Annotated in this window: 25 protein-coding genes; 17 read left to right on the forward strand and 8 right to left on the reverse strand. The window is 61.7% G+C overall.

What is annotated here, in order from left to right:
• Positions 1-28 precede the first annotated feature (28 nt).
• The 10 genes from AB0E69_RS23410 (at position 29) to AB0E69_RS23455 (ending at position 9,766) form a co-directional block, all read left to right on the forward strand.
• The gene (locus AB0E69_RS23410; RefSeq protein ID WP_360149621.1) at positions 29-1,078 is read left to right on the forward strand and encodes a lysine-2,3-aminomutase-like protein; all 1,050 of its coding nucleotides are present in this window, start codon (positions 29-31) and stop codon (positions 1,076-1,078) included.
• A gap of 5 nt (positions 1,079-1,083) precedes the next feature.
• Entirely contained in the window at positions 1,084-2,166 is a 1,083-nt protein-coding gene (locus AB0E69_RS23415; RefSeq protein WP_360149624.1) for a hypothetical protein, read from the forward strand.
• Between the two features lie 28 nt (positions 2,167-2,194).
• Complete coding sequence (locus AB0E69_RS23420) at positions 2,195-3,136, forward strand: macrolide 2'-phosphotransferase (protein ID WP_360149627.1); 942 nt, start codon at positions 2,195-2,197, stop codon at positions 3,134-3,136.
• Positions 3,137-3,266: 130 nt separating this feature from the next.
• A complete protein-coding gene (locus tag AB0E69_RS23425) occupies positions 3,267-4,052 on the forward strand; it encodes an alpha/beta hydrolase (RefSeq protein ID WP_360150092.1) in 786 nt (261 codons plus the stop codon).
• 26 nt (positions 4,053-4,078) lie between these two features.
• On the forward strand, positions 4,079-4,930 hold the full coding sequence (locus tag AB0E69_RS23430) for a PHP domain-containing protein (RefSeq protein ID WP_360149630.1): 852 nt from the start codon (positions 4,079-4,081) through the stop codon (positions 4,928-4,930).
• Positions 4,931-5,335: 405 nt separating this feature from the next.
• Complete coding sequence (locus AB0E69_RS23435; protein WP_360149633.1) at positions 5,336-6,784, forward strand: hypothetical protein; 1,449 nt, start codon at positions 5,336-5,338, stop codon at positions 6,782-6,784.
• A 23-nt stretch (positions 6,785-6,807) separates the two neighbouring features.
• Positions 6,808-7,530 (forward strand): class I SAM-dependent methyltransferase, encoded by a 723-nt coding sequence (locus tag AB0E69_RS23440; protein ID WP_360149636.1) that lies wholly within the window; start codon positions 6,808-6,810, stop codon positions 7,528-7,530.
• 16 nt (positions 7,531-7,546) lie between these two features.
• Positions 7,547-8,791: a hypothetical protein gene (locus AB0E69_RS23445; RefSeq protein ID WP_360149639.1), complete on the forward strand. Its 1,245-nt coding sequence runs from the start codon at positions 7,547-7,549 to the stop codon at positions 8,789-8,791.
• A 2-nt stretch (positions 8,792-8,793) separates the two neighbouring features.
• Positions 8,794-9,327 (forward strand): SET domain-containing protein-lysine N-methyltransferase, encoded by a 534-nt coding sequence (locus AB0E69_RS23450; RefSeq protein WP_360149642.1) that lies wholly within the window; start codon positions 8,794-8,796, stop codon positions 9,325-9,327.
• A gap of 106 nt (positions 9,328-9,433) precedes the next feature.
• The gene (locus AB0E69_RS23455; RefSeq protein WP_360150095.1) at positions 9,434-9,766 is read left to right on the forward strand and encodes an Lsr2 family protein; all 333 of its coding nucleotides are present in this window, start codon (positions 9,434-9,436) and stop codon (positions 9,764-9,766) included.
• Positions 9,767-9,822: 56 nt separating this feature from the next.
• On the opposite strand, the gene AB0E69_RS23460 is transcribed toward AB0E69_RS23455, so the two are convergent.
• The 4 genes from AB0E69_RS23460 to AB0E69_RS23475 all read right to left on the reverse strand — a co-directional run bounded on the left by AB0E69_RS23460 (position 9,823) and on the right by AB0E69_RS23475 (position 12,320).
• A complete protein-coding gene (locus AB0E69_RS23460) occupies positions 9,823-10,356 on the reverse strand; it encodes a CGNR zinc finger domain-containing protein (RefSeq protein WP_360149645.1) in 534 nt (177 codons plus the stop codon).
• Positions 10,357-10,749: 393 nt separating this feature from the next.
• Entirely contained in the window at positions 10,750-11,190 is a 441-nt protein-coding gene (locus AB0E69_RS23465; RefSeq protein WP_360149648.1) for an Imm1 family immunity protein, read from the reverse strand.
• On the reverse strand, positions 11,187-12,041 hold the full coding sequence (locus tag AB0E69_RS23470) for a DddA-like double-stranded DNA deaminase toxin (protein WP_360149651.1): 855 nt from the start codon (positions 12,039-12,041) through the stop codon (positions 11,187-11,189). Before AB0E69_RS23470 ends, AB0E69_RS23465 begins: the two co-directional genes overlap by 4 nt.
• An 18-nt stretch (positions 12,042-12,059) precedes the next feature.
• On the reverse strand, positions 12,060-12,320 hold the full coding sequence (locus AB0E69_RS23475) for a hypothetical protein (RefSeq protein WP_360149654.1): 261 nt from the start codon (positions 12,318-12,320) through the stop codon (positions 12,060-12,062).
• Positions 12,321-12,432: 112 nt separating this feature from the next.
• On the opposite strand from AB0E69_RS23475, the gene AB0E69_RS23480 reads away from it, so the two are divergent.
• Positions 12,433-12,957 (forward strand): hypothetical protein, encoded by a 525-nt coding sequence (locus tag AB0E69_RS23480; protein WP_360149657.1) that lies wholly within the window; start codon positions 12,433-12,435, stop codon positions 12,955-12,957.
• 33 nt (positions 12,958-12,990) lie between these two features.
• On the opposite strand, the gene AB0E69_RS23485 is transcribed toward AB0E69_RS23480, so the two are convergent.
• The 3 genes from AB0E69_RS23485 to AB0E69_RS23495 form a co-directional block, all read right to left on the reverse strand.
• Positions 12,991-13,833, reverse strand: a complete 843-nt coding sequence (locus AB0E69_RS23485) for a methyltransferase domain-containing protein (RefSeq protein ID WP_360149659.1) — start codon at positions 13,831-13,833, stop codon at positions 12,991-12,993.
• Positions 13,834-14,191: 358 nt separating this feature from the next.
• Positions 14,192-14,518 carry a hypothetical protein gene (locus AB0E69_RS23490; protein WP_360149662.1) on the reverse strand — a complete coding sequence of 109 codons (327 nt, stop codon included), beginning with the start codon at positions 14,516-14,518 and terminating at the stop codon, positions 14,192-14,194.
• A gap of 82 nt (positions 14,519-14,600) precedes the next feature.
• Complete coding sequence (locus AB0E69_RS23495) at positions 14,601-14,801, reverse strand: hypothetical protein (protein ID WP_360149665.1); 201 nt, start codon at positions 14,799-14,801, stop codon at positions 14,601-14,603.
• A gap of 272 nt (positions 14,802-15,073) precedes the next feature.
• Between AB0E69_RS23495 and AB0E69_RS23500 the strand changes: the two genes are divergently transcribed.
• Genes AB0E69_RS23500 through AB0E69_RS23515 form a run of 4 tightly spaced genes read left to right on the forward strand, consistent with a single transcriptional unit; the run spans position 15,074 to position 18,296 of the window.
• Positions 15,074-16,246 carry a hypothetical protein gene (locus AB0E69_RS23500; RefSeq protein WP_360149668.1) on the forward strand — a complete coding sequence of 391 codons (1,173 nt, stop codon included), beginning with the start codon at positions 15,074-15,076 and terminating at the stop codon, positions 16,244-16,246.
• Complete coding sequence (locus tag AB0E69_RS23505) at positions 16,243-16,698, forward strand: GNAT family N-acetyltransferase (RefSeq protein ID WP_360149671.1); 456 nt, start codon at positions 16,243-16,245, stop codon at positions 16,696-16,698. The genes AB0E69_RS23500 and AB0E69_RS23505 overlap by 4 nt, the downstream gene beginning before the upstream one ends.
• 8 nt (positions 16,699-16,706) lie before the next feature.
• On the forward strand, positions 16,707-17,141 hold the full coding sequence (locus AB0E69_RS23510; RefSeq protein WP_360149674.1) for a hypothetical protein: 435 nt from the start codon (positions 16,707-16,709) through the stop codon (positions 17,139-17,141).
• 24 nt (positions 17,142-17,165) lie between these two features.
• Positions 17,166-18,296, forward strand: a complete 1,131-nt coding sequence (locus AB0E69_RS23515) for a hypothetical protein (protein ID WP_360149677.1) — start codon at positions 17,166-17,168, stop codon at positions 18,294-18,296.
• Here the strand turns inward: AB0E69_RS23515 and AB0E69_RS23520 are convergent.
• Positions 18,264-18,857, reverse strand: coding sequence for an NUDIX hydrolase (locus AB0E69_RS23520; RefSeq protein ID WP_360149679.1), 594 nt, complete (start codon positions 18,855-18,857; stop codon positions 18,264-18,266). The genes AB0E69_RS23515 and AB0E69_RS23520 overlap by 33 nt on opposite strands.
• A 152-nt stretch (positions 18,858-19,009) precedes the next feature.
• Here AB0E69_RS23520 and AB0E69_RS23525 point away from each other — a divergent pair, with 152 nt between their 5' ends.
• Together AB0E69_RS23525 and AB0E69_RS23530 are read left to right on the forward strand one after the other, a co-directional pair.
• The gene (locus tag AB0E69_RS23525; protein WP_360149682.1) at positions 19,010-19,660 is read left to right on the forward strand and encodes a hypothetical protein; all 651 of its coding nucleotides are present in this window, start codon (positions 19,010-19,012) and stop codon (positions 19,658-19,660) included.
• Positions 19,661-19,693: 33 nt separating this feature from the next.
• Complete coding sequence (locus AB0E69_RS23530) at positions 19,694-20,797, forward strand: XRE family transcriptional regulator (protein WP_360149685.1); 1,104 nt, start codon at positions 19,694-19,696, stop codon at positions 20,795-20,797.
• Positions 20,798-20,845 lie beyond the last annotated feature (48 nt).

A 20,845-nucleotide genomic window follows, 5' to 3' on the forward strand; every position in this document is an offset into this window, starting at 1 on the left:
ACTCGACATCGAGGAGCTCGGTGGACTCGTGACTACCCGTAGGAATCGCATCTCGACTGTCGAGCAACTAATGCAAGCGAACCTGGTGCCGGCGTCCTCTGCCAATCACCTCGAGCAAGTTGCCGCGAAGTACTCGGTCGCAATATCACCCGCGATGCAGGCAGCGATGCTTGCTGAAGACGGCACATCGGTCAGCCGGCAATTCGTTCCCACCGAGCTCGAACTCGTTCACCACCCGTCGGAGCTTTCCGATCCGATCGGCGACTCATCGCATAGCCCAGTTCCTGGGATGACCCATCGATATCCCGACCGGGCGTTGCTGATGCCGCTACTGGTGTGCCCCGTGTATTGCCGGTTCTGCTTCAGACGCGAGGTGGTCGGTCAGGACACTGGGCTGCTGTCTCGCGAGGCGCTCGGGCGTGCTTTCGACTACATAAGATCCCAACCTGGCATCTGGGAGGTGATTCTCACTGGTGGCGACCCCGGCATCTTGTCGCCCAAACGATTGAATTACATCCTCGCCGAACTTGAACGTATTGAGCATGTCCAGAATCTGCGCATACACACAAGAGTGCCGGTGGTCGCTCCGGAACATGTTACCAAGGAGTTCTGTGACGCGCTTGTGCGCAACACTCCGGTCTGGGTCGTCATCCACGTAAATTCCGCCGAGGAATTGAGCGGAGAGGCGAAAGAGGCCTTGGCGATGATGAATCGGTGCGGCATACCTTTGCTAAGTCAGACGGTGCTTCTGCGAGGCGTGAATGATACGGCCGAGCAGCTTGAGTCATTGTTTCGAGAGCTGGTCCGGAACCGTGTCAGACCCTACTATCTTCATCAGCTTGATCTCGCTTCCGGAACTGGCCACTTTCGGGTCCCGATTGAGGAAGGGCAGGCGCTTATGCGTCAGCTTCGGGGGAACGTATCAGGGCTGTGTCTACCGCAGTACATGCTGGACATCCCCGGCGGACGAGGGAAAGTGCCAATCGATGTAGGCATGATCGAGAGAATGCAGGATGCCTGGATCGTTGAATCGCCACTCGGTGGACGTCACCAATACATTGAGCCCTCGCCATGGTAAGGCGAATGGCGCACGTCGAGACCCGGCCCGAGACCTCTCGCCTCTCTCCCCTGGTCGTGTGGGACGCCATCAGAACGGAGTGCGACGCACGTCAACTGCGCGTGGTCGTTGGCGGGCGAATCCTAGATGAAGGTGCGGGGCTGGACCTCGTTGGGAATTTCGACGATGTCGAGAGTCTGTGCGAGGCCGCCGACGACGACACTTTGGTATATGCACAGAATGTCCACGCGGTGAGTCCTGCTGTAGTTCGTGCAGTATGTGAAGACTATGGGCGCCGGATGGTCGACGTTGGCCTTCCGACTGGCTTGGTTGAGTGTGAAGTGTTCGCGGGGCGCTACCGCTCTACCCCGGGCGGCATCCACCGTGAGGTTTGTTCGAACCTGCACACTGTGCTGGGAGGAGAGAAGACCTTCTATTTCTGGGAGCCGGAGTTGAGCTCCTCCCTAAATGTCGAGCCTGAGGCGAAGTCGTACGACTCAATGGATCGCCCGGAGGAGTACCTCGATGGTGTTTCCCTGGATGAAGTCAGGGACGCGGCGTTTAAATGCACTGTAGGCTCCCGCCAGTTCATCGAGTGGTCGCCCTGGACGTGGCATATCGCCGACGCGATTTCTCCATGCATATCCCTGAATGTGGCGATCTATAGTGAGCGGGGCGACGGGTTGAGCCGGTTGCCAGTGGGCGTCGGCCCTGACGGCGACGTGGAGCGAGGGTGGCTCGACGAGTACATCTCGTTCTCGGAGGCTCGCGTCCCAAGTCGGGTTCGAGCGCTAGCGATGGTCTCGACCGCGGGCATGGTCGTGCCGCAGCAAGACCCATTGCGAGACGCAGAGCGACCGAACGTCGGTGACTTCCACGTAGTGCGCGAATCGTCGGCGCCGGCCTACTGGATGCGAGACGAAAGCCGCATTGTCGTGGCCTCTTGCGGGTCGACCGTGGCTGTCGAGCCGACAGCGGCTGAAGTAGTCGAATGGTTCTGCTCAGGTACGACAGAGCCGCTCTGTGTCGAGAAAGCAGGTGCGGACTTTGTGAACTGGCTTATCGGCATGAAATTGGTCGAGCTGTGCGCCAATCGAGAATCACTCTGACACAACGAATTGGTATATAGTTGATATTATGACGAACGCACAATTAGTCCCATCATCTCCCGGCGCGGTGCTTAAGACGGCGTCAGATTCCGGGCTGGATGTCGACGCTTCGAGTCTTCGACGCGATGATAGCGGGTCCGATTTTGTTGTCTATCATTGTTCCGACATGTCCGGTCAAAATTGGATTCTGAGGTTCCCGCGCCGCGTGGAAGTGGCCGAGCGCGTACCCGCGGAGCGGCGACTCTTGGATCTCGTACGTGACTATATTCGGATACCTGTTCCCGATTGGCGGGTCGCCAATGAGTTCTTGGTGGCCTATCCGAGGTTGTCAGGACGGCTTGCGGCCGCTGAAGATCCGCAAACAGGACTGTTGACATGGGCAATCGACCAGTCAAATCCGCCGGAGGCGTATATCGACGATCTCGCGGCGACCATGGCCGCGCTCCACCGCGTACCGACCGCGTCGGTCGCCGCAATAGGTATCCCTGTGCGCAGTCCCGACGACGTAAAGCGCTCGTTTGCTGACCGGCTCGAGCGTGGTCGCCACGAACTGAAGATGCACGAGTCATGGCTGGACCGTGGACGCCGCTGGCTGGAATGCGATGCCTGGTGGCCGCAAAGCACCGTTCTCATTCATGGTGACTTGCACCCCGGGCATACCTTGGTCGATGACACTGGACATATTACGGGATTACTCGACTGGTCGGACGCGGAGATCGGTGACCCTGGCACCGAGTTCATTGAGTGTTCGCGCAAATTCCCGGCGGGAACCGTCGACAGGCTAACTCGTGCCTACGAACGGCATGGCGGCCATTTGTGGACCGGGCTGCGTGAAAATGTGCGGGAGGGTATTGCCTTTGCGCCGTTGACGCTCGGGCTAATGGGGCTTGATACTGCGCAACAGCGCTATATAGATCGTGGGAATGCGGCGCTTTCCGTTCCGACGACGATTGTAGCCGTTGACCGCTAAGTGCTGATGGGATTGGTGTGACCATGGTGAAACATCCGACCCGAGAGGCCGAGTGCGCGTGGACGAGGTCAAAGTAGCGACATCGGGCGCGACTCTCGTCGGTTGGTCTTGCGGAGAGGGTCTCCCGGCTGTGTTTTTGCACGGCGGTCCCGGCCTGTCGGATTACGGTCATTTGGTAGTCGGCGAGTTTGGTGGTTTTCGCCTGACGTCGTACACACAAAGAGGTCCCCTCCCATCCTTGAGCGCCGGTCCGTTCGACATCGAGACTCACGTCGAGGATGCGAGAGCGGTTGTGAGTGTTGTCGGCGACGGTGGACCGGTCGTCTTGGTTGGGCACAGTTGGGGCGGCCACCTGGCGATGCATGTCTGCGCGAAGTATCCGGAGCAGGTTTCGGGCCTCGTGCTCATCGAGCCATTCGGCGCTGTTGGCGATGGGGGCGAGGCCGGCATCTCCGCCGAGATGACACGCAGACTGCCGAGGCGCACTGCTGTCCGTGCAAACCTGCTCGACGAGGCGGCGTTGCGGGGCGGCGCGACGGAGGCCGAGGCGCTTGAGTCGATGAGGCTGTTCTGGCCGACCTACGCAGCGAGATATCGGGAAGATCTCCAGATGCCGGCAGGGCTGGCGCTATCGGTTCCCAGCTATCGGCATTCGATGGACTCGATGAGGCACCACTTGCGCCTCCATACTCTCGAGCGGCAGTTGCCTGGGATCACATCGCCCGTTGTTGTCCTGCACGGAGCAGGGAGTCCCCTGCCGATCGAGTCGACGCGTGCTACGTGCTCGCTCCTGCGAACGGTGGAGCTCATCGAGATAGAGCGAGCCGGCCACTTCCCGTGGCTGGAATCCCCTGGATGCGTCGCCGATGCACTGAGGAGAGTGGTCGCGTCGTGGGCCGGAGCAGAGGACGCGTAGTGCTACACGTCATGGATGGAGGGGGCATGGAGGAGGGGCAGCTGGCAGTCGATGCTCACGTTCACACGCAGTGGTCGTGGGACGCGGCGAGCGGTGATATGGAGGGGTCGTGCCGACAGGCGCTTCGGATTGGACTACGCGGGCTCGCGTTCACCGAGCACGCCGACTTCACGCCGTGGCACATCACGGACAAGGTCTATGAGCGCCTCTCGCCGCGATACCGCGAGATGGTCTCTCCTGAACGCACGTTGACTCCGCCTAGGTTGGACACCGAGAGCTATCTGGCGGCCATCGAGAAGTGCCGACATCTGTTTCCGGATCTGCGCATCCTGTCCGGCGTCGAGATCGGCGAGCCAACCTGGCACGTGAGCGAGGTAGCCGAACTCCGCGCTGATGGAGGATTCGACAGAGTTCTGGCGTCGTCACACTCGATTAAACGGGATGGAGCCAGCCACATGGTTGGCGATGCGGCAGCGATCTCCTCCGGAGCCAGCGTCCTATCTGAGTACCTAGTAGACCTCGCACGCATGGTCGAATCGTCGGACCAGTTTGAGGTGCTCGCGCACATCGACTACCCCCTTCGCGATTGGCCGGCGGATGAGCCATTCAATATCGACGACTTCGAAGACAACTTTCGCGAAGTCCTTGAGAAGCTGTCGGCGACCGACCGTGTCCTCGAAATAAACACCGTTATGCCGTTGCACGAGACGATTCTGAGATGGTGGGCCGACAGCGGGGGAGCGCGCGTCAGCTTCGGCAGCGACGCTCATGACCCATCGCGGGTCGGCCAAGGTATCAGAGAGGCAATGGCGATGGCCGATTCTGCTGGTTTCCGATCACGCCTCGAGGACCCGTTCGGCTATTGGTTTCGCAGCTAAGCGTCCGGCCCGCGTCTTCGACGCATTGGGACGGCTGATCGGCCGATCAAATGAGTCGAGCATTCTTATGCTTCGTCCGTCTCCGAATGGAGACCATGATACGCCGCAGGACCCGAGTAGATGGACGGATGTGCGAGCATGAATAATGCGGCAGATGGCGCGAAAACGAGCAGCGAATCGTTCACGATCGCAGCCAATGGCTCGCATGCTGACTTGCTCCGCGAGGTACGTGACAGTTTGATGATGCCTGGGCCTGGCGTAGAGGCATTGATTCAACTTCTTACCGCCGGTCGGAGGGTCCCATGGGTTGATGCCCGATCATCTCTTAGCAGCTTGGAGTGCGCCCTTCTGGACGCCGTACTCATGCATCCGGGCGCCACCTTGAGGCCGCTGGGTCCGCGATCATTGGAACGCAACACAGCGGTCTACGTTGGCCAAGATCCAGCCGGCAAACTCCGCCTCACGCTTGAAAGTGACGGGCTCGAAGGTATCGAAGGTATCGGATGGATCGCGCTCGACCCCTACTTGATCGAGCAAGCTCTAGAGACGTCTCGCGAAGCGGGCCAGCTAGAGGCCGCCCATGTTTCCCTGCTCTACCAATGGTTGGCGTCAGAAGAGGCTGAGGGCCGACTTTCCCGCCGTATCCATGATGTCGCGGATCACATTCAGCACGTTGAGTCGATCTCCGTCTACTTCGATGAGGAACTCTGGTCGAAGGTGGACGGCTCCAGTGAGCATCTCGCGCTTACGGAGCTGCGTGGGCTTCTCGACCGTGACCTGGTCGACTGGACTGCTAGAGAGATCACGTTGGTTGCGGGACTGTCCCTCCTCTTCGCCGCGGGTGGATCAATCATGTTTGAGGAGTTCAATGGAAAGCAGTTCACAGCGACATCCGTACTGAGAGCTATATACGAAGCGGTCGCGCGAAACTCCGTCCTTCTAGGGCGAGATGTGGTTCCTCCGACGATCGAATCGGCGTATGTATGGGCGAACTCGGCGAGGGCTCATCGCGAAGAGCTACATGGACGTGGATACCTCTTCTATCGGAGAATCAACGGCCTAACTCTGAATAAGCGACAACGGGCTATATCTCTAGATGGCATCGGGCCCCTCGTCACAACCGGGAATGGTCATCCACATGGTCAGGATCGACCCGCGAGAGCGCGGTCTGTCGCTAGGGACGCCATCGAGCAGTTCCGGCGACACGCTGATAGCAGTGCGATCGAGAAGTACTTCGTGACGGCGGTGACCGGCGCAATAGAGGCGATCGGCGCTGACTATGGAATGACCAGCGGTCCAAGGTCGCTCCGGAAGTTCAGGAGCCGGTCTGCCCTAGATGAGTCGGTATCCACGACGAGAAATGAGTTCTTTTGTTGCTGTCTGCCGAGTGAACGCCTCAAGAGTGCGGCCGACGAGGCCGAGTTGGCGAAAGCAATGTATCGGGTATCGAACCGGATGCAGTATAATCGCTGGCATTTCGTTCCCGGCAACTTTGCGGCGGTGCCGCAATCACGTCACTACTATTACCCTCCCTTGATGCCCGACATCGCTACCTGGTCCGATGCTCGGCACGGTGGGCACATACAAGCCGGTGTGAGGCATACGATTCGCATCCCTGGGCCTGCTCTATTCTTCGATCCACTGGCGCTAGGTGCAAACAAGTATCGCGGCTTCTTCGATTTGAGGCTGGTTCGCATCGAAGGACCTGAGTTTAGATTAGAGGATCTGTGGGCGGCCATCGAATACAGCCTCCTGATAGATGTGTTCTGGCGTGTAGCAGCCGACGACCTACGCGACGATGATGTGATTAACACATTCCGTCGCGAGTTCTATTTTCCGACGACAACCAATTGACGCTCAGGAAGTCAGTGTGGCTCATGAATGAAGACCTGTCCGGATGGGCCGACGGTGACACGCAGACGTATCTCAAGTATGCCGACTCGTTCGTTCCTCGTCGCCAGGAGCAGATCGATCTGTTAGTTGAGGTGGCTCGTGCCGAGTCGCCCGGCAAAGTTCTCGAGTTGGGGTGCGGCGACGGCCGCGTAGCGGCTTCATTGTTGGCAGCGATTCCAGATGTCGCGGGCGTGACTCTCGTCGATGCTTCCGCGGCGATGATCGAAGCAGCGAGGGCGAGGCTGCCTGAGCGTTATGGTGGTCTGACCTTCGTGCATAGCTCAATTGAAGATGTCGAGATCCGGCCAGGATCTTATGACCTTGTCTACAGCTTCTTGGCGATCCACCATCTCGATCACAGCGAGAAGCGAAAGCTATACGCCCGAGTGTGTGCTTCATTGCTCGATGGTGGGTTCCTCTTCCTTGAGGATCTAATCGAGCCGGTCGGCGAGCGGGCACGCACTTTAGCCGCATGGAGTTGGGATCGATGCGTAGCGAGGGCCTCGGCTGCTGATCCTCAGCAGTGGGGAGCCCATAGAGCCTTCGTCGAGGACGACTGGAACTATTTCTCGCTGACCGAACCGGATCCGATTGATAAGCCGGCGAGCGTTGCGTCGAATCTGACCTGGCTGCACGATGCGGGCTTCTCCTCGGCTGAGGTTATCTGGCTTCACTCTGGGCATGCTGTCTTTCTATGTGCGCGCTAGACGGAGGTGACTTGACGTGAGTAGAGCGCTGGTTGCGAACGTACTGAACGACGTGATGGCCGAATGTCCGATAGCTCCTTATCGAGCTGCTATGGCCTCTGTCACGCCGCGCAAGCTCTGGATAGCGCGTCCGGGTGATTGCGTTGTTCTCACTGCTCCATACGACGATGAGTTCCGCGCCTATGTGGAATCGGTGCGGGATATGAGTTTGGCAGACGTGGATGTCGTGCAGCCGGCCGAGCTGTACACGGGGCACGTACTCGATCTTGTCAATGACTTCGGAGTGGCTTCTCGAGTCACGAACCATGATGAGCTTATGCCTTTTGTCCTCGACGAAAGGATGTTGAGATTTTCGGTCGACCATCGAATGGGCGTATCTGGCTATCAATCTGTGCCAGGCAAGCGTGTTGTTGATCTGATCAGGGCGCTCAACACTAAGCGTGGGTTCCGCGACGTGGCAACCAATCTGGGATTGAAGGTGGCTGACGGCGGTCACGCGCAAACCGTCCCGTCCCTAATTGGATCCGTGCAAGACTTCCTGCGAGACCACGAGAATGTAATAGTCAAGCGCAATCGATCATCGAATGGATGGGGCAATGTTGTAGTTGGTCAAGAATTCAAGGCGGATGTATCGGCGGCTCTTGAAGGACTTCTCTCGACCGAGGATGGTTGTCGCGAGGAAGGCTGGATATTTGAGGAATTCCTGGACTTCGAGTCACTGCCGAGCATGGAGCTGGTGGTGGACGAGTCCGGGCCAAGGCGGCTGTACAGCTGCGGCCAGCGTTCCGTGAATAATGCCTGGACGGGAATGGTTACCCCGTTCGATGGAGTCTCTGATGTAGCGCCGCTATGGCTGGCGGCGGACAAGCTTGGCGGTTTCCTTTGGCGTTCTGGTTTCAGAGGTGTCTTCGACCTCGATGGTGGGTTGGTAGATGGAGAATATTATGTCACCGAGGCGAATGTCCGACGTACAGGAGGGACTTATCTGCACGAGCTCGTCTCCGACTTGATGCAGGATTCGGCCTGCATGCATTGGCGGGCCGACGTGCGTCCGGGCCGGAATGATCTCTCGTTTTCTGAAGCATGCAAGCTCCTCGAAGATGAGGGTCTGGGTCCCACGCGAGGCGCGAATGCCAACGGTGCGATCCTGACGGTCAACACAAGATGGCTCGATGGAAAGTGGCGTTATCTGGTTTATGCGTCAACCCCTCGCCAGGCTGCAGCAATCGAGACCCAAGTAGTTGATATTCTGGGGATCTGACAATGCTGCACCCTGCGGCGAGTCCGGGAATCAGTGATGTCAACGGCGTGGGTATCTTTGCGGTCGCTAGTCTCCCTCGCGGAACCATCGTTTGGCGGCGCTGTGACAATTGCGTGGAACTGTCTCGAGTTGACTTGACGTTGTATCCCGATGCGGTGTCTCGTTGGTATGACGAGTTCGGTATTGGCCTTGACCATGGGGCAGTCCTTGTTCCGTGCGGGGGCGCACATCTCTTCAATCACTCCTGCTCCAGTTCTGCGGTCTGCGTCAACGAGGAGTTTGGATGTCTGTCGCGAGATGTGGTGGCAGGGGAGGAGATAACTTGCAACTATCTGGACTTCTCGTTCGAGAAGCCGTGGTCGTTTACCTGTAGCTGCGGTGCAGCAAGCTGCGTTAGCTCGATCAGTGCGAGGGGATCTGATACTCCTCCTCCATGGATGAAGACGGTTGAGCCGGACGTATTCCGCAGCGATATCGCTCGCGTGCTTCAACCCTTGGGCGGCGGCGGCCGGCTGTTGGACCTTCTACTGCCCTGACTCCGGAACCTCACGTCATGTGTGTTTCCCAAGCTACGCGGGGTCGCTTGCTAAGGTGAGTCCTAAGTCGGCTGGATGCATGGACCTAGTTGAGGAAGGTGACTCCATGTCTCGGAGATTCGAGGTAGTTCTCACTGACGATCTCGATGGCTCTCGTATATCACCCGGCAAGGGCGATACGATTACTTTCGCACTCGATGGGCAGACTTACGAGATTGACCTAACTCAGAAGAACGCGACCGCACTGCGCAAAGCTCTCTCGCCATACCTCGCTGCCGGACGGCGAGTTACAACGCCTCGTGGCACGCGTGTTCGGAAAATATCGGTCGGCGCGGACGCCCGCACAGTCAAGGAATGGGCTCGAGCCAACGGCCACGAGGTGAACGGCCGCGGTCGGGTCCCAAACGCGATCCGAGCTGCGTTCGACGCGGCGAACTGAAGGCGGAGGTGTTCCTTAGATGGTTCATAGAGATGCGAGGGCTTACGGCAAAGAGATCATCTGCGCTGACGTGCTCGATATGATGCTACACGGGTACGGGTTGAACATGGCGGGCTACAGAAGCGGCGCGGTCGGTTCCGAGCTGCATTGACGAAGACTCTTTCGCAGTTGGGCGCAGCGCAAGTGGCAATAGCTCCGAAACCGTGCTCGGTGGCGAATCCTGCGAGAGCGAGTGCGCAGCTCGCGGCAAGCCGATCCGCTAGAGCGGCGTCAGGCTGAAACGTGTGGAGGTGCCAAGCCCCTACGCCTCCCTCGGACAGGTAGGGCACTGTTGCATACTGGGCAAGCAACCCGTTGATGATGCCCGCCGCCTCGGCGGCGCTAGCGTTGAAGATCGGGCGTATCCGTTCGCGTACGAGCTTGACCTCGGTGACATCACGCCAAGTGACCGTTGCGGCTGGCTCGCCGTGCCCCGTGAAGAACTTGCTCAGCTCGGCCGGAGACGTAAGCCGTTCTGGCTCGAGAGAATTAGTGTTTACCAAGCCGACCGTCAACTGGATCATTCGAGACCGCGCCTGCAGACCTTCCATACGGGCCCCTTTCGACGCGGCATCCGACTTGCCTTGAGGTGAGAAGCACGCTCGGTGCCCTTCCTTCACACCTGGCCCGCAAGCTCGTTGTTGGCCGCAGACGGCCGGCTGGTGAAGGTGGCGTGCCGAGCGCGCTCCACCAGGATGGCCGCCGAGATGCACCAACCGCAATGACCGTCCGCAAGCCTGTGGATAACTCCGTGGCCGTCAGCGGATAACGATGCGTGCGGTTCAAACGGCTGAGTCGGAGACAGGGCGTCGCGTCGACGCGTAGCGTGGAAGCACCCCCCATCGCGTGGGCAGCCTTATCCCCCCAGAGGCCTCACGCGGGACGGGTGCCCCGTCACCTGGTGTGCGGGGCGCTCGTTCCCAGAAGGCCGTCATGACAGGTGCTCAGCGCACACCCTCTGGCCACTGCCGCCATTCGAACGACTCAGGCCGAGCCCCGTTGCCCTCGACGAACTCTCGCACCGCTTGACGAACCTGCTCGATGCTGACCTCGGAATCCTGCGGCCACGCTTCGCCATGCGTTGCGTAGACATAGAACATCTCGTCTCGCTGGCTGACGGTTCCGGGCACATACGTCACGTCCTGGTCGTCACCGCCGGCGTACCGGATACCGCCAATGTCAGCCTTTGCGTTGACGGCTATGCGCATCTCGTGATCAGGCAACCCGGCCATGAGCGGACGGCCGTCGGCGTACAGGGTGGCAACGGAGTAGTCGAACGACTCGCTCAGCAGCGCGTCGACCAACGCATCGGCATCACTTGCGTTCGTAAGCACGATTGGATTGTCGTCGTGCTCGTGTCGGAAGAACGCTTCCACCCTGCTCATGACTGCTCCCGTTCTGATGCTGGCTGTGGATAGGTCTTCTTGAATCCGTCAGGACCGAATATAGTCAATGTCGATCCTGGTGGAAGGATTAGGCCAATGAGTGCGCGACAACCCCACTTGCCGGGGCAAGGCAACTTGTTGACCATGATGGTCTCGTGTTTTAGTCCTTGAACTCGCATTCGCATAGCGAATTTGGTTTCCACGTGCGACGGCGTGGTGATGCTACCATCGTTCCTCGGCGGAATACCTCGCTCCCGTAGGAAGTCCGTCGCTTTCTGAAACCACTCATCGTGTTGGCCGCTGACCAGCTCCTCTTCGTTGCCGTTTTCATCAACCCATATGCCGCGGGTCTTTGGCTGAGTGAGCTCAGACTCTTCCCGGCGCGGAAGCTTCTGCTGTAACCGGTGCCCTTCTTCGTCGCTGATCCGTCGCCCCGGCGATGCTCGCTCCGGGCTCGTCTCATCACCCGCCTTCCTCGGTTCCGGCTCATCCCCTTTATCGTCCTGCCGGCGATCCGCGGGCCGGGCGCTGCCACCTGGGCCGAGTGGTCGTTCGCCGGTCGAACCGCCGCTTGGCTCGGCAGTTCGGATACCACTCACCATCTGCTCGACCCACTGCTTCGCCCGAGCTTCGGCGAGGGACAGGTAGTGAGCGGCTTCCTCGCAACGTCGCGCTGCGTCGTCGAGTTGCATGGCGGCCATGCGGGCGCTCGGGTTGTTGCTCTGGCTGCCGATCCACGCCGCGGCTTCGCGACACTTCCTGGCTCGGTCATGCAGGTAGCCGACCGCCCGAGGGGCCTCGTTCAGGCAGGCGAGCAGCTGCTCGGCAACCCGCTGCAGCTCGGAGGGCATGTGCGCTGCCTCGGCCGGCTAAATCTGGTCGGCGTAGGTGCGGCAACCGGCCTCGGCGATCTGCAGCGACTGGACGGCTTGGTCCACCGACTTGGCGGCGGCGTCGAGCATGGTCGCGATGTCCTGGTCAGCCCGTGTCGCCGTGCCGCGGATCAGCATTTGCACCTGCTGGCTGGACTGCTCGAAGCGCTGCTTGAACCCCGCCAAGCTGGCGGCACCTTGACGCGACTGGTCGGCCAGCCCGTGCAGCTGCATCTTCATCTGTTCGACTTGGGACATATACGGCTCCTCACTTGGTTGGATTCTCAGCGATCTGCTGAGCGTCCGGATTGACAAGCCGCGCGGTAGCGCAGCAATGATGTCCCGTGAAAACGGGAGGACGAGCGGTCACATGATTCGACGCAAGAACGCCTTGTTGGATACAGCTCTCGCCTGCGTGGAGCGCGGGATTCCGGTGCAGACGGCAACCATTACCGGCGCGCCGGACGGCGACTGGATCACCGATGTCGATGCAGCCCGTGCCGTCTGGGACGTCGACGAGCCGCCGAACCTGGCAATCACGTCGTGCCCGGCTGTGGCGATCTGGCGCCTGCCGCGGATCGCTGGCGCGTATGGCAAACGGCTGTACGAGCAGGAGCGTCCCAGCGTTTGGCCGCCGACGATGCAGCTGCCGGATGGCGACTGGATCACGTGCACGCGGCAGCCAGACATGGACCTCGGGCCACTGGCGACCGGCGTCGAGTACATCGAGCCCGGTGCGCCCGTGGTCATCCCGCCGTCGACGACCCTGGATGGCCGGCTGCGGTGGGACGGGGCGAAGTTCCCACTGCATCCGCTGCCGAGCGCCGATGCCGTGTTGTCGAAGGTGCTGCGCGCTGAAGTGGAGTACGTCGAACTGCACGGTCAGCTGGGCTGAAGGCTCACCGGCCGTGCCGCGGGACACCACGGCTCAGCCCTTTTGACCGACAGCCAGAAACAACGAGCTTGCCGCCACCAGTTCCGGCATGCGGTCGGCCAGCCGCGAGCACTCCAGGGCTGTGTCGAGTGGGTCGTGCTCAGCCAGTTTGTCGGTGTAGGGCTGACCTTTGAAATGGGCGTCGATCATGACCGTGAGCCAACCGCCCGGGCCGGTCAGACCGAAGATGTTGACCGGCCGGAGACCAGCGCTCACGAGTTCGCTGCGTAGCTCGCTTTCGCGGTGGTAGTAGCAGTGCGCCATCCGCTCGTTGTTGGCGCTGTGGCCGGTTTCCAGGATGTCGCGCACGATGCCGTGGCGCGTCAAGAGCGTATTGGCGAGCGTTGAGCCGATCAGGTTGGCGGCCCGGTTGATCGCCACCGCGGCCAGCACGCCGCCTGGTCGCAACACTCGGAGCGCCTCACGAAGCGCCAACCGGCGATCGCTGGCTTCGGGCAGGTGGTACAGCGGCCCCGCCATGAGCACCGCATCGAATGACTCGTTCGCCCACGGCAACCGGCGACCATCACCAAGCTCAGCTGTGATGCCTGCGGCGTTGGCCTGGTCGACGTGACGCTGGACTGGATCGAGCAGCACGACGTCGTGGCCCTGGTCCTTGAGCCAGCTGGCATGCACGCCGGGACCGCCGCCGATGTCGGCGACGCGCGCGGGAGCCGGTGGGAACCACTGGCCGAGGAAGTCGTAGAGCCGGGCCTGTTCCAGGCGGCCCTTGACAGTGGAACTCAGCCGGTCGGCCTCGTCCCAGCGGCTCGAGTAATGCGTCTGGATCGCTGGATCGACACTTGGCCGATCCAGCGGGATTACGGGCGTGTCCACTGCGCTCCGATCTCGAGGTGGAACAGCGGGCGGGCGTCCGCTTCTACTGGCTGTGCGCCCGCCCGCTGGTATTGGAATGTCGCTGGCTGAGTGGTCGCTCGCCCAGGCAGGTACGCCTCAACCACCCAGCCAACGGGACCGAGGACCCGGCCGGGCCTCGGTGCTTGAGCGGCTGACACGGAACGGACTCGCTTTCGCGTCCCGTGCCAGCCGGCTTTGGGGTCCCTGCCCGAGTCAGGGGTCACAGGGGACTCGGGGAGCTACTCGGACAGGGACGTTTGAGGCGGAGCCGATGGGTGTGCAGCGATCTTCTGCACGTGAGGGCTGAGGACGACGACTCCCCACCGACTCCGCCAGTTCATGGGGTGACCTCGTGCAGCATGATGCGAGCTCCCGTGACCCGCTCGAACCGCACTCGTACCTCGGCCGGATCTCCGACCAGGGCTAGGTGCCGCAGCCCTGGCAAGACCACTGCCGTGATCTGATAGCGGTTGACTGAGGTCACCAGCGCTTCGAATGCGGCTGGGGCGGTGTCGGGGTCTTCGACATACACCGAACCCATGGCGAAGCCTTCGACGTGGGCGAAGGCTCCGAGCTCGCGTTTCAGGTCCTCGACATGCCGATCTGACAGGTACAGATCACGCCGGGCGTAGCCGAGTAGCAGCGGCCGGGTGTAGTCGGTCACCGATCCTCGTCCATCCAGCGGCGGAAAGCTGCGACAATCCGCTCCCAGAGCCGGGACCACCAGCCGCGTCGGTGCTGGCCGTTCACGAGTCGGTGACATCTTCATCCACCGCCGCAGTAGCCGGCTCGATGGTGATGCGCAGACTGGCGAATCGCCGCGTCATCCCTGCCTGGTACCGGATGGCATCCGCAGGCTCGGCGGTGTAGTCCGCGATGACGTGCTCACCGAACCAGACGCGGACGCGGCGGGCGGTTGGGGGCGGGACATCGGCAAGCGTCGTCATTCGCCGCGCACCTCCTTGGCAATGTCCCGGAGAATGAAGACATAGAGGACGGCGGCCAGAATGAAGAGAGCGGTCATTTTGTTGCCTTCCACGTGCTGATCTGCGACGTTCCGACGACTTTGTCTGTCACACCGCTTAGGCTGACCGACAGCAGCACCGGTACAGAAGGTGACGGGAGGTGACTAGAGGTGACTCGTCAAGGTGACGGGCTCGGCCACGAGTCACCATTGCTGCGCGCCCGTCGCCAACGTGGCTGGACGCAGGCAGCGGCCATGCGACGCTTCGAGGCAGCTGTCCTAGACCAGGGCGAGCAGAGCCCGACCGGCGCTTCCCTGAAGCGGATGTTCGCCTACTGGGAGAGCGGCCAGCGGGCGGTGAGCGTGCCCGTGTACCGACGGGCGTTTGTGGCGATTTACGGTCAGTCGGCCGAAGGCCTGGGGTTTGAGACACCATCGACCGACCTCATGCAACAGCCGTCACCAGCCGGGCTGGAAACGCTCCGCCGCGACTTGGATCGCGTGCTGAGCAACGGCGCACCGAGCGAGTTTGTCGTCGACGACTGGGAGCAGCTTGCCGAGCGCTACGGCCGCGCTACGCGTGACCGCCCCGCGGCACTGTTGCTCGCCGACCTGAGCGACGACCTTGGCCAGTTGCAGGCCACCCTGACGGAGAGCCGGTCAACGGTCGGTCGGCGCCGGCTGACGCGGGTCGTGGCGCAGATGTCTGGACTGATGTTGCTGACGCTCGTCAAGCTCGATAACCGCATGGCATTCCGGCGCTGGGCGCGGACCGCTCGCGTCGCGTCAGCCGAGGCCGGTGACTCCCTGACGCACTCGTGGATGCTCGCCCAGGAAGCCTACGGTCACTTCTACAGCAACGATTTATACGAGGCGATCGCCGTTGCGCAGCGGGCGCAGGAGGTCTCAAGCGTACCCGGCGGCGTCGGCGCACCGCTGGCCGCGGCCCTCGAAGCTCGCGCGCACGCGGTCGTTGGCGATCGGCAGGCGACCGCCGCTGCACTGGGGCGGGCTGAGGAGCTGGTCTCGCACCTGAGCGGCGACGCGCTCTTGGCGTCGGCGTTTGGCTACAACGAAGCCCAGCTGGCGTTTCACGCAGGCAGCGCTTACACCAGGCTCGGCGATCTGCCCGCAGCCTTCGCCGCCCAGGAACGTGCCCTGGTGCTATGCGCTCCTGGTGACTACACCGACCGCGCCATGACGCGTCTCGACCGTGCAGCCTGCTTCGTCGTTGACGGCGACGTGACAGCGTCTGCCCAAGAAATCGCCGGGACGCTGCTCGGCCTCGACGATGAGCAACGACGCGGCATCATTGACGGGCGTGCTCGCGAAGTCATCGGCGAGATGTCCGCCACGCAGCGGCAGTTGCCCGTCGTGCGCGAGCTGCACGACCTTGTTCGACCGACCCGAGAGGACGACCTTCTGTGATTGTGGTGCGCCCAGCCACCGCCGACGACATTGACCAGCTGCTCAAGCTGACTGAGGAGATGGACCGGTTCTACGGGGCTACAGAGTTCGACAACCTGGAGATTCGCCGTCGGCAGCTTCAGGATGCGCTGTTCGGTGACACGCCAGCCGCCAAGGCGCTGCTGGCCGTTGATGAGGACACCGCGGTTGGCTTCGCGGCCTACTCGTTCCTCTGGCCGGCGGCGGGACTCACAAGGTCGCTCTACCTCAAAGAGCTGTACGTCTCAGACGCGCAGCAACGACGCGGCATCGGCCGCTCCCTGATGGAAGCGCTCTTCGACGTCGCGCGCCAGCACGACTGCAGCCGGGTCGAGTGGACGACCGACCGCGACAACCTGAGTGCGCAGGCGTTCTACAAGACGTTTGGCGTCGAGCCGCAGAACGGCAAGCTCTTCTATCGGCTCGAGCAATAGAGAGAGCCATGTCAAACTTTGACGATGCACTCGATAAAGCCAAGGCGGAAGCGGGCGAAAAGAAGGACGCTAGATCGCGTGAGAAAGAAGTCCTTCGCCAGAGGCGAGAGGATTATCGAGATGCGATTGCGCGTTTCCGCGAGATCATGGAGGATCACGCTGCTGAGGTTGAGCAATGGCGGTGCGTAGTTAACGGCCAGCCGGCATGGATTGTTAGGCGGCGGAGAAGCCACCACCTGGCAGATGGTTGGGAGACGTCCGAGATCTACCTGCTCGACAACGATCAGTTCCTCGAAGCCGAGAGACAAAGTCGCGAATATCCTTCCCAATACTACCCCCAAAGCAGCTTGCAAGCTCGCGAATCTGTGTATTCCTCCCAGAACGGGAATGTGCCAGATTTGCTAGCCCGCGCAGTAGTCGAGCTCATGCACCTCGACGTGTAGCCATGGGACGCTAGGAGAGATCACGTGACGGGGGACGGCACAGCGGACGCGGTCGCGCCGCTGCGTCAAGCGCGTCTCAACGCTGGCCTGACGCAGGCTGAGGCGATGCGCCGATTCGTGGCGGTCCAAGACCTGGGTGAGCACTCGCCGACCGGTGCCTCGCTGAAGCGGATGTTCGCTTACTGGGAGCGGGGCGAGCGGGCAGTCGGGGTTGAGGTCTACCGGCGGGCGTTTGCCGCGATTTATCGGGCATCGTATGAGGTGCTCGGCTTTGTGCCAGACGACGCGACTGAGCGCATCGCGACGCTCCGGGAGGCGGACTCCTCGCTGCACGTTGATGGCGAGCTGGTCGGGTTGTTCGAATCTCAGACGCAGAATCTGCGCATGCTTGATCGCCGCCTTGGCACGACGGCACTGATCCAGCAGACCGAGCTGCACGTTCGGCAGATGCATGACGTACTGGATCGCGCGGCGGGTGGCCAGCGTGCGGAGTTGGCTGCTGCCCTGGCAGCGGCCGCCGGCCTGGCCGGCTGGCAGGCGCTCGATCAGGGGGAAACGCAACGCGCCTGGCAGCTCCATGAGACCGCCCGTACTGCCGCCCGCGAATCAGGCAACGCTGCGGTGTTGGCGCATGTCACGGCGCAGAGCGCCAACGTCTTGCTAGATGCCCACCAGAACCACCTGGCGCTCAGCCTTATCCAGTCGTCCCGAACCGAGCTCGGCACGAAGGCACCACGGCTGCTGCTGAGCTGGCTGGCGGCTGCCGAGGCCGAAGCTGCGGCTGCGACCGGTGACCGCACTCATGCCGAGCGCCAACTCGACTGGGCGCAGTCTCGACTCGACGACGACGGCGCAGCCGAGCTGCCCTTCTTGATGCTTGATGATGGCCACCTGGGGCGGTGGCGCGGGCACTGCCTGGCGCGGCTCGGTCAGAGCGAGGCCATCCAAGATCTGACCGCGGCCCTGGCCACCGCTCGCGACTCGGTGCGAGCGGCCACCGGGCTCTACGTCGACCTGGCGCACGCCTACCAGGTCACTGGCCATGCCGCCGAGGCGGCGACGCATCTCCGGACAGCTACGCAAATGGCTGACCGGTATGGTTCGCGCCGCCAGCAGAACCGGCTACGCGCCCTGAGCGTCACCGCCCAACGCTAGGTAGTGAAGCAGGCCGACCAGGGTGCCCGAGTTGCGGATATCACCCTTGGCGACGAGGGCCGGTACCTGGGCGAGCGGCACCCATTGGAAGCGCCCCTCGTTGAGTTCGGTGGGATCACCGACGTGACGGATGTCAGTCGCCAAGTACACGTGATGCGGTGAGGTCACCATGCCGATCATCGGCTCGAAGCTGACAAGATGCTTGATGGATCCCGCCTGATAGCCGGTCTCCTCGACCAGTTCGCGTGCGATCGTCTCCGCCGGCGATTCGCCCTCGTCGACCAGGCCACCGGGAAGCTCCCAGTTCCAGACATCGGAGACAAAGCGATGACGCCAGCTCATCAGCACAGCCGTGCGGTCGGGATCGAGCAGCACCGCCATGGCTGCAGCCGGCATCTTCACGACGTGGTGACGCGGGTTGTGCTCGCCAGACGGCAGGAGGACGTCGGCGTGAGCGAGCTGGATCCACTTGCTGTCATAGAACGGTGTGACGCTACGGACTTCCCACGCTCCTTCCGAAGAAGGCCGCGGGATCTCTGAGGATGACTCGGGCGAACTCACAGGACGACCCTATGTCGTGTTGCCCACTGCCATGAAGCGACGTGTGCGCGTACTGGCGACACACCGTCGGCCCAGCTTGGCAATGGCGTGGATGTCTGCTTTTATTACCTCATCTGAGGTCGGGAAAGCCGACATGTTGAAGGGGTGAGGCCGTGACCAACTTCGCTACAGAAGGCCAGCAGCGACGGATCGAGGAGCTGTTCGGCTTCAAGGGGGAGCTGATCCGCGATGAGGTGGTCGCGCGCGCCGCAGCAGCAAGTCGCAGCTACGTGGACGGATTCTATCCACCGTCGGCGCCGGGCAGCGTGCGATGGATCCACACCGTCTCGTCACTACGAGAGGCATTGGTGCCGCTTGGTTACGTTCCGAGCGAGGCCGGACAGCTCTCGCGGGCTGTGAACTATGAACGGCGGGTAGCCATCTTGCCTTCGACAGGCAGCTCGCGCACTGGTATGCCCTTCTACATCGCGGGGAAGCATCCAACGACAAAGTGGCCGAAAGGCGAGCGCCTGGCGGAAGCTGTCAAACAGAACGCACAGCTCGCGCTCTTCGGCAACGAGCCTGAGCCGGCAGAGGGGGACTTCGAAGATCCGGCGCTTGAGACGTGGATGCTCCTCCAGCATGCGACCAAGGAAGAGGTTCGCTCAGAGCTGTCGCTACCCGCTGACATCAATAGCAAGGGCTTCATCACCTCGTGGCGTGTCCGGCTGATTCTGCCGCCTCACAGCAACGAAGGCGGGCCTGTCGACGACTACGACGACGGTGATGACGACTCGATCGATGTGCCTGTCGAGCCGAAGTGATCCGCAAAGTAAGCGCTTGATACCGTGCCAGCCGTGGAGTTCAACCCCTCGAGGCTTCGACTCGCGCGCCAGCGCCGTGGCTTGTCGGCCACTGCGCTCGGGCAAGCTATCGAGGTCAACCCACGCACGATCTCACGCTGGGAAGAAGGCCTGTCAGATCCGTTGCAGACCAACGTAGCGGCGCTGAGCGAGGTCCTCGGCGTACCGGCATCGTTCTTTACGGCACCAGACGCGGAGTTTGTGCCTGTCGAGGCCGTTAGCTTCAGAGCGCTGAGCAAGATGACCGCTCGGCAGCGCGACTCCGCGACGGCGGCTGGCGCGATTGCCCTCGATCTCGCTCGGTGGATTGACGCGCGATTTCGGCTGCCGGACCCAGATGTTCCAACGCTCGAAGGGTACGACCCCGATCGTGCGGCCGCGGTCGTCCGTGAACGCTGGGGATTGGGCCAGGCTCCGGTCGGCAACCTAATCCATATTTTGGAAGCGCATGGTGTACGTGTCTTCTCGTTGGCGAGCGACGTGGCCAGTGTCGATGCATACAGCTTCAGAACTGACGGCGTTCCGTTCGTCATTCTGAACACAGAGAAGACCGGCGAGCGGCGACGTTTTGATGCCGCTCACGAGTTAGGGCACCTTGTACTTCATTGTGGCGACGAGGTACCTCATGGCAAGGAAGCTGAGCAGGAAGCTCAACAGTTCGCGGCAGCCTTCCTGATGCCGAGATCTGCCGTCCTTGCGTCGCGACTTCACAATGCGGGAATCGACCAGATTCTGAGGGCCAAGCAACATTGGAAGGTTGCTGCGATGGCGTTGACGCATCGCCTCGCGGAGTTGAATCTCCTGACCGAATGGGGCTATCGCGACGCCTGTGTGCGTCTCTCGCAGATGGGGTACCGTCGCGGGGAACCCTCTGGTGCGATCGTGCCCGAGACATCGCAGGTGCTGGCAAAGGTGTTCAAGTCCCTCAGGCAACGCGGGGTTGGTCCGACGGATATTGCGGAGAGCATTCACGTTAGCCATAACGAGCTTCGGCGACATGTATTCGGGCTCACCCCCATGGCAGTTGATGGCGACAAGGGCGGCGGGCCCTCACCGCAGAGCCCGAAGCTCAAGTTGGTTGGCGGCCGGCGGTCCTGATATGGGTAGAGCTGAGTCCGATCTGACGCGCGCAAGCCGCTGGCTACC

The sequence above is a fragment of the Kribbella sp. NPDC026611 genome (assembly GCF_040638345.1).
Lineage (GTDB): Bacteria > Actinomycetota > Actinomycetes > Propionibacteriales > Kribbellaceae > Kribbella.

Excerpts from the sequence above, each read along its gene's own strand:
- AB0E69_RS23415 (WP_360149624.1), top strand. The coding sequence starts at position 1,084 with ATGGCGCACGTCGAGACCCGGCCCGAGACCTCTCGCCTCTCTCCCCTG.
- AB0E69_RS23420 (WP_360149627.1), top strand. The coding sequence starts at position 2,195 with ATGACGAACGCACAATTAGTCCCATCATCTCCCGGCGCGGTGCTTAAG.
- AB0E69_RS23430 (WP_360149630.1), top strand. The coding sequence starts at position 4,079 with ATGGAGGAGGGGCAGCTGGCAGTCGATGCTCACGTTCACACGCAGTGG.
- AB0E69_RS23440 (WP_360149636.1), top strand. The coding sequence starts at position 6,808 with ATGAATGAAGACCTGTCCGGATGGGCCGACGGTGACACGCAGACGTAT.
- AB0E69_RS23450 (WP_360149642.1), top strand. The coding sequence starts at position 8,794 with ATGCTGCACCCTGCGGCGAGTCCGGGAATCAGTGATGTCAACGGCGTG.
- AB0E69_RS23455 (WP_360150095.1), top strand. The coding sequence starts at position 9,434 with ATGTCTCGGAGATTCGAGGTAGTTCTCACTGACGATCTCGATGGCTCT.
- AB0E69_RS23460 (WP_360149645.1), bottom strand. The coding sequence starts at position 10,356 with ATGGAAGGTCTGCAGGCGCGGTCTCGAATGATCCAGTTGACGGTCGGC.
- AB0E69_RS23465 (WP_360149648.1), bottom strand. The coding sequence starts at position 11,190 with ATGAGCAGGGTGGAAGCGTTCTTCCGACACGAGCACGACGACAATCCA.
- AB0E69_RS23470 (WP_360149651.1), bottom strand. The coding sequence starts at position 12,041 with ATGCCCTCCGAGCTGCAGCGGGTTGCCGAGCAGCTGCTCGCCTGCCTG.
- AB0E69_RS23475 (WP_360149654.1), bottom strand. The coding sequence starts at position 12,320 with ATGTCCCAAGTCGAACAGATGAAGATGCAGCTGCACGGGCTGGCCGAC.
- AB0E69_RS23480 (WP_360149657.1), top strand. The coding sequence starts at position 12,433 with ATGATTCGACGCAAGAACGCCTTGTTGGATACAGCTCTCGCCTGCGTG.
- AB0E69_RS23495 (WP_360149665.1), bottom strand. The coding sequence starts at position 14,801 with ATGACGACGCTTGCCGATGTCCCGCCCCCAACCGCCCGCCGCGTCCGC.
- AB0E69_RS23500 (WP_360149668.1), top strand. The coding sequence starts at position 15,074 with ATGCGACGCTTCGAGGCAGCTGTCCTAGACCAGGGCGAGCAGAGCCCG.
- AB0E69_RS23510 (WP_360149674.1), top strand. The coding sequence starts at position 16,707 with ATGTCAAACTTTGACGATGCACTCGATAAAGCCAAGGCGGAAGCGGGC.